The 6,774-nt window shown below is 71.8% G+C and carries 7 protein-coding genes and 1 tRNA gene; 5 read left to right on the plus strand and 3 right to left on the minus strand.

Going from position 1 to position 6,774, the window contains the following annotated elements:
* Positions 1 to 114: 114 nt before the first annotated feature.
* Positions 115 to 1,293 (minus strand): epoxide hydrolase family protein, encoded by a 1,179-nt coding sequence (locus ACZLMO_RS16400; protein WP_425714983.1) that lies wholly within the window; start codon positions 1,291 to 1,293, stop codon positions 115 to 117.
* A gap of 172 nt (positions 1,294 to 1,465) precedes the next feature.
* On the opposite strand from ACZLMO_RS16400, the gene ACZLMO_RS16405 reads away from it, so the two are divergent.
* The 3 genes from ACZLMO_RS16405 to ACZLMO_RS16415 all read left to right on the plus strand — a co-directional run bounded on the left by ACZLMO_RS16405 (position 1,466) and on the right by ACZLMO_RS16415 (position 3,579).
* Positions 1,466 to 1,541 (plus strand) — tRNA-His (locus ACZLMO_RS16405).
* A gap of 165 nt (positions 1,542 to 1,706) precedes the next feature.
* On the plus strand, positions 1,707 to 2,174 hold the full coding sequence (locus ACZLMO_RS16410) for an SRPBCC family protein (RefSeq protein ID WP_425714984.1): 468 nt from the start codon (positions 1,707 to 1,709) through the stop codon (positions 2,172 to 2,174).
* A gap of 229 nt (positions 2,175 to 2,403) precedes the next feature.
* Positions 2,404 to 3,579 carry an AI-2E family transporter gene (locus ACZLMO_RS16415; protein WP_425714985.1) on the plus strand — a complete coding sequence of 392 codons (1,176 nt, stop codon included), beginning with the start codon at positions 2,404 to 2,406 and terminating at the stop codon, positions 3,577 to 3,579.
* Positions 3,580 to 3,591: 12 nt separating this feature from the next.
* Here ACZLMO_RS16415 and ACZLMO_RS16420 read toward each other — a convergent pair whose 3' ends face one another.
* Positions 3,592 to 4,752 carry a Gfo/Idh/MocA family protein gene (locus ACZLMO_RS16420; protein WP_463654352.1) on the minus strand — a complete coding sequence of 387 codons (1,161 nt, stop codon included), beginning with the start codon at positions 4,750 to 4,752 and terminating at the stop codon, positions 3,592 to 3,594.
* 78 nt (positions 4,753 to 4,830) lie between these two features.
* Entirely contained in the window at positions 4,831 to 5,337 is a 507-nt protein-coding gene (locus ACZLMO_RS16425) for a hypothetical protein (protein WP_463654353.1), read from the minus strand.
* Positions 5,338 to 5,463: 126 nt separating this feature from the next.
* On the opposite strand from ACZLMO_RS16425, the gene ACZLMO_RS16430 reads away from it, so the two are divergent.
* Together ACZLMO_RS16430 and ACZLMO_RS16435 are read left to right on the plus strand one after the other, a co-directional pair.
* Complete coding sequence (locus ACZLMO_RS16430) at positions 5,464 to 6,297, plus strand: siderophore-interacting protein (protein WP_463654354.1); 834 nt, start codon at positions 5,464 to 5,466, stop codon at positions 6,295 to 6,297.
* 190 nt (positions 6,298 to 6,487) lie between these two features.
* Positions 6,488 to 6,774, plus strand: a 287-nt coding sequence (locus ACZLMO_RS16435) for a helix-turn-helix domain-containing protein (protein WP_463653327.1), incomplete at its 3' end; no start/stop codon positions are given.

The raw sequence follows: 6,774 nt of genomic DNA on the forward strand, positions 1-6,774 counted from the left end.
GACCGCTCCAGCCACCTCCGCCACCGACCCGAGCCGACGCCGACCAGCGCCACCCCTGACCGGCGCCCCCACCGGCGGTGGCGCACCGTCCCCACGGCCCACCGCCGGCCGGGTTCAGTCCAGGTGCCCGATCGAGGCGCGGATGTCGGCCGCGACGAGCTCGGGCTGCTCCCAGGCCGCGAAGTGCCCACCCCGCTCGGCCTCGGTCCAGCTCACGACCCGGTCGACCTGCTCGACGAGCCGGCGCACGGGCCGGCCGATGTCGTCCGGCATGACGAGGATCGCCGTCGGCACGGTCGAGGGCTGCAGCGGCTCCGCCCAGTCGGGCAGCCCGTACTTGTAGTACCGGGCGGAGGAGCCGGCGGTCCGGAAGAACCAGTAGATCGAGACCACGGTGAGCATCTCGTCGCGGTCGAGCACCTGGTCCGGGTCGCCCTCGGCGGACGACCAGTCCTTGAACCGCTCGACGATCCACGACATCTGCGCGACCGGCGAGTCCGTCAGCGCGTAGGAGATCGACTGCGGCCGGGTCGACTGCAGCATCGCGTAGGCGCCGATGTCGTACATGTACCGGTACCCGTCGGCCACGGCGGCCGCCTCCGCGGGCACCGACATGTCCGCGGTCTCCTCGGTCAGCTCCTCGCCGCCGAGCGGGCCGGTGGAGTGGATGCCGGCGACGTGCTCGGGGTGGCGCAGCCCAAGGTCGCGGACGACCCCGGCGCCCGTGTCGTAGCCGTGGGCCAGGTAGCGCTCGTAGCCGAGCCGGTCCATGAGCGTGGCGAACGCGTCGGCCACCCGGGTGAGCGTCCACCCGACGACGGGGCCCGAGACACCGAAGCCGGGGATCGTCGGGGCGACGACGTCGAAGGCCTGGCCGCCGTCCGCGGGCTCGGTGAGCAGCGGGATCATCGACAGGAAGTCCGTCGGTCCGCTCGGCCAGCCGTGCACGAGCAGGAGCGGCTTCGCGTCGGGGCGGGGCGAACGGACGTGGACGAAGTGGACGTCGTGGCCGTCGATCGCGGTCGTGAACTGCGGGACGGCGTTGAGGCGGTCCTCCTGCGCCCGCCAGTCGAAGGTCTCCCGCCAGTAGGTCGCGAGGTCCTTCGCAAAAGCGAGCGGGAGACCGTCGGACCAGCCGGCCTCCGGGTTCTCGTCCGGCCAGCGCGTGTCCGCCAGGCGACGGTGGAGGTCCTCGATCGTGTCCTGGGGGACGGCGAGGGTGAAGGGACGGACGGTCTCGTCGGCGCGGGTGTCGGTCTGGGTGTCGGTGGTTCGCGTACCGCTGGTATCCATGACCGGGACGCTACGGACCCACCCGGACAGGGCGTGACCTTTTTTCTGCGCGACCTCTCGGGGACGTCGCGCCACCCCCCGCGGACGTGAGCGAGCGCACCGCACACACGGCGCCGACGCCCTCGGGCCTCGGATAGCATGGTGCGTCGCTACCGCCGGTCGGTGGCGCATGGTGGCTATAGCTCAGTTGGTAGAGCGCCTCGTTGTGGTCGAGGAGGTCGCGGGTTCAAGCCCCGTTAGCCACCCCAGGGAGTCAGGTTCGGGCCCCGGCCGAGGCAGCTCGGTCGGGGCCCGCCCCCTTCCGGCCCCGGACCCGGGCCCCGCCGGACCGTCCGTGTCGCCCCGCTCACACGTCTCCGGCCGACGCGCCGATCCACCATGCGCGCCGACGCCGGAGGGGGCAGAGTGGAGGGATGAGCACCGAGCAGACGTCCCTGTCCGTCTCCCGCACGATCGACGCCCCGGCGAAGGCCATCTTCGACGTCCTCACCCTCCCCTCCCGTCACTCCGAGTTCGACGGCTCGGGGATGGTCCGGTCCGACGACTACGCCGACCGGATCCAGCAGGTGGGCGACACGTTCGTCATGAACATGCACGCCGAGTCGCAGGGCGGCGACTACCAGATGCGCAACCACGTCACGGCGTACGCCGAGAACGTCATGGTCGGCTGGCAGCCGAACAGCCCCGACGCCGACGGCCCCGGGGGCTGGGAGTGGCTGTACGAGCTGAAGTCCCAGGGCTCGGACTCGACCGAGGTCACCCTCACGTACGACTGGTCGAAGGTGGAGGACCCGAAGCTCGCGTCGGTCTTCCCCGCGATCCCCGCCGAGAGCCTCGAGGAGTCCCTCAACCTGCTCGCCGCCGCCGTCTCGGACGCGTGAGGTGGGCGTACCCCGCAGGCGATCGCGCAGGAGCGTCAGGCGCGAGGCCGGCCGCACGGCCCTCTCCCGAGGATCGACCCCGCACGACGCCGACACCCGCACCTCGGCCGCCCACGCGGTGACCGCCGCCGGAACAGTGCCGGAGGGCACGGACGCGGGTGGTTCGACGTCGGGCCGTGCCGGTTTTCTCGCCGGATACCCACGCACCCGGGTGGTCATCCTCGCCTCGGTGACCATCGTCCTGGTCGGCCTGGCCGTCCAGACGATCAACCAGGCCGGCGCGCTGCTCAGCTCGATCCTCATCCCGACCGCGGTGGCGATCCTGCTCACGGGGCTGCTCATGCCGCTCCAGGTGCTGCTCAACCACCGGCTGCGCCTGCCGCGCCTGGCCGCCGCGGCACTGACGATCCTCATCACCCTCGCCTTCCTCACCGGGGTCGGCGCGCTCGTCGGAACCCAGATCTCCGAGGGGATCGGTGAGGTCGGGGAGCTCGCGTCCCTGCAGGTGCAGGACATCGTCAACGCGATCGCCAGCTCGCCCCTGCCCGTCGACGCCGCCCAGGTGCAGTCGGCCATGGACCAGGCGGGCACCTGGCTGCAGGAGAACTCCTCCCAAATCGCCACGTCGGCCGTCGGCATCGGGACCGGCGCGGCGGGTGTCGTCGTCGGGGCCGTGCTCTGCCTCGTCGCCACGTTCTTCTTCCTCGCCGAGGGCGACCGCCTCGGCACGTGGGCGATCATGCGCCTGCCCCGCCAGTGGCACGAGCGGGCCTACGAGGCGGCGCGCCGCGGCTGGGTGACCATCGGGACGTACACGAAGACGCAGGCGCTCGTCGCCGCCGTCGACGCGGTCGGTATCGGCATCGGTGCGGCGATCCTCGGGGTCCCGTTCGTCATCCCCCTCACCGTGCTGACCTTCGTGCTGTGCTTCATCCCGGTCGTCGGTGCGTTCGTCTCCGGCGCGCTGTTCGTGCTCGTCGCCCTGGGCTCCCAGGGCCTGACGGCGGCGATCATCATGCTCGTCATCGTCGTGGGCGTCCAGCAGCTCGAGTCGAACTTCCTCCAGCCGGTCCTCATGGGCCGGGCCGTCGACGTCCACCCGATCGTCGTCCTCCTCGGCGTGGCGACGGGCTCGTACATCATGGGCATCGTCGGCGCCCTCTTCGCGGTCCCCGCGATCGCCGCCGTCAACACGATCGCGAGCTACCTCGGCGGCCGGGACCCGTTCCCCGGACTGGCGCACGGCGGGAGCGCGCTCACCGACCCACCGCGCAGGCTCCTGCCCGAGGTCGACGCCGAGCGGATCCCGAAGCAGCTGGGGTCGGTGTCCCCCGCCTGGGTCGACGAGCGCAACGCCCGGCGGGACGAGAAGATCCGGCAGGTGCGCAAGGACCGGGCCGACTGACCGACCCGGTCGCTACAGCCGCACCCGCCGGTCCGTGGCGGCCGACTCGTACGCGGCGTAGATCGCCTGCATCGAGGAGTACGCGAGCTCGATGTCCGCCTGCGGAGTCCCACCGTGGACGACGCAGTCGACGAAGTCCTGCATCTCGCCGACGTAGCCGCGGGCCAGCAGCTCGTCGAGCAGCACGTACTGCCAGCCGGCCTTGTGGTCGAGCTTCTCGGTGACGTACACGTCCTCCACCGAGGCCGGGTCCGCGTGGAAGAGCCGCATCGAGTCGTTCTGGCTGATCTGGCACAGGTGGACGCTGTCCGTGGTGAAGACCTGGACCGTGTTGCGGACCCCGCCGACGATCACGTCGCTCGCCGTCACCACGCCTCGGGTGCCGTCGTCGAAGGCGAGGACGACGTTCGCGACGTCCTCGACGTCGGCGGGCCGGGCGTGCAGGAAGCGCCGCCGCCCGTCCGGGAGCGTGGGGGTGATCGCCGTCGTGTCCGCGAGGACCGACTCGACGGCCACGCTGCGACCCGCCGCCCGGGCCTCGACCTGCTTGAGGTAGAGCATCGCCGACAGCGGGTGGCAGCCCTGCCGGATCAGTGCCCCGCCGCCCGAGTGGCGCCAGTGGCGCGCGTACTCGGAGTGCGAGCCGTTGTGGGACTCCTCGCCGAGCATCATCGTGATGCGCGACCCGGAGCGCTCGAGCACCTCACGGCTCTTCTGGATCGACGGCGCGTAGACGTAGTTCTCCGCGTGCCCGAAGACCCGGTCGCCCCGGGCCACGACCTCCCGCTGCCGGTCCATCTCGGCCGTCACCGACTCGACCATCCGACGACGATCCACCCCGTCCGCCCCCTCGGCCGGCACGTCGAAGAACCCGGTCAGCGGCTTCTCGCAGATGACGTGCTTGCCCGCCTCGAGCACCGCGATCGCCATCTCGACGTGCAGCGACGGCGGTGTGCAGATGTCGACGACGTCCACGGCGTCGTCGGCCAGCAGCTCGTCGAGGTCCTCGTAGACCGCGTCGATCCCGTGCCGCTCCGCGAACGCCGCGCGCCGCGTGGGCGGCGCGGCCACCGCGACGACCCGTACGTCGTGGCCCGCGACCCGGCGGAACGCCTCGACGTGCAGGTCGGCCACGAATCCCGCGCTGACCATCCCGATCCCGACCGTCTGCATGTCGAGCCGTCCTTTCCGGTGGTGGTGAATCGCGGGCCCGGCCGAGGGTGGCGAGACGCGGGTGGACGCCTGCGCCCGCTAGGCAGCGGTCTCGCGCATGGCTGCCTCGAGCCGGTCGATCGCCTTGCCCGACGTCCGCTGCTTGATGATCCCCTCGAGCCCGTGGGCTGTGATGACCGCCTGGTTCGGGTGCCACTGGACCTGGACGACCGCCGTGTTCATGTTCATCGAGCCCGAGCCCATGAGCCCGATGAGGGCCTGGCGATCCTGGCGCAGGACGGTGTGCAGCACGGCGGCCAGGGCCGCCTCTCGCTCCGGCGTCGGCGGGATCGGGACGACGCGCTGCGAGCCGTAGACCTTGGTGAACCGCTTCGCGCCGAACCTGCCTCCGATGCGGCCACCGGAGGCACCCCCGGCGCCCCCGCCGAGGGCGCCGGGGGCCCCGGAGAGGCTGCCGCCGATCGCCCCGCCGATGCGACCGCTGCGCGCACCGAGCTCGGCGTTGGCCTCGACGAGGAGGTGCGAGATCTCCTCGGGGGTGAGGATCGGCGTCGGGTGGTCCCGGACGTCGGGCGAGCTGCTCATACGAGGAGGCTATCCGCCCGTGACCAGAGACTCACGTGACGCCCGTCCGGGCCGCAGTTAGGCTGACCTAAGTTGCCCTGCCGCGCGCGTCCCGCGCCCCGGCGGGCCCCGACCCGAAAGGTGTGCATGACCGCCCCCGCCGAGCGCCCCCGCCGACCCCCGCGTCCCCAGATCGTCCTCGAGGTGCTCGAGCGGATCCAGCTCACGCCGCACATGGTGCGGATCGTCGCCGGCGGGCCCGGGATCTCCGCGGTCGAGGACTCGGGGAAGACGGACGCCTACACGAAGATGCTGTTCCCGCACCCGGACACCGACCTCACGCCGCCGTACGACATGGAGGCGCTGCGCGAGGAGCTCCCGACCGAGCTCATGCCCACGCGGCGCACCTACTCGATCCGGCGGTTCGACCTCGAGAACGGCCGGATCTGGATCGACTTCGTCGTGCACGGGGACCGCGGCGTGGCCGGGCCGTGGGCCATGGCGGCTCGCCCCGGGGACGCGGTCGTCCTCGGCGGGATCGGCGGCGGCTACGCACCGGACCCCGGCGCCGACTGGCACCTGCTCGCCGGCGACGACTCCGCGCTCCCGGCGGTGGCCGCCGCCCTCGAGGCGATGCCGCGCGACGCCGTGGGCGTCGCCCACCTCGAGGTCGACTCCGCGGCCGACCACCAGGAGATCGACGCCCCGGACGGGGTCGAGGTCCGGTGGCTGCACCGGGACGGCGCCGAGCCCGGCACGACTCCCCTGCTCTACGACGCGGTGCGCGAGACGCCCTGGCGCGACGGACGCGTCCAGGTCTTCGCCCACGGCGAGCGCGGCGCGATGAAGTCGCTGCGCCCGTACTTCACCGACGACCGCGGGCTCGCGAAGGACCAGCTCTCGATCTCGGCCTACTGGGCGCACGGCCGTATCGAGGACGCGTTCCAGGCGGAGAAGCGCGAGGACATCGGCCGCATCTGAGCAGCGCATTGGCTCGTCGAGATTGCGGTTGGTGCACGTCGAGACTGCGGTTCGTGCACGTCGAAACTGCGGTTGGTGCACATGCCGTGTCGAGAGTGCGGTTCGTGCACGTCGAGACTGCGGTTCGTGCACGTCGAGACTGGGCGGTTTCAATCGGTTGTTGCAACGTGCGCCTTGGGAGGGTGTACGGATGGCTGGGAAGAGATTGACACTTGAGGAGCGGGCGAAGATCGAGGCGCTGTTCGGTCAGCGATTGACGTTCCCGCAGATCGCTGAGCGGATCGGTCGTCACCGGACCACGGTGTGGCGCGAGGTCACTCGCAATAACTCCTACCGGGGCGCTCACCTGGACACACCCGGGACGCGTTCCCCGGCGGGACGCCGGCAGGCCAATCCCGCCGGTCGTGGTGGCGCCTACCGGTGGGCGTACTCGTGCCGGAACGCGCAGCGCAGGGCCGACAAGCGGGCCCGCAGGCC

It is taken from the genome of Georgenia sp. G2120 (assembly GCF_055326485.1).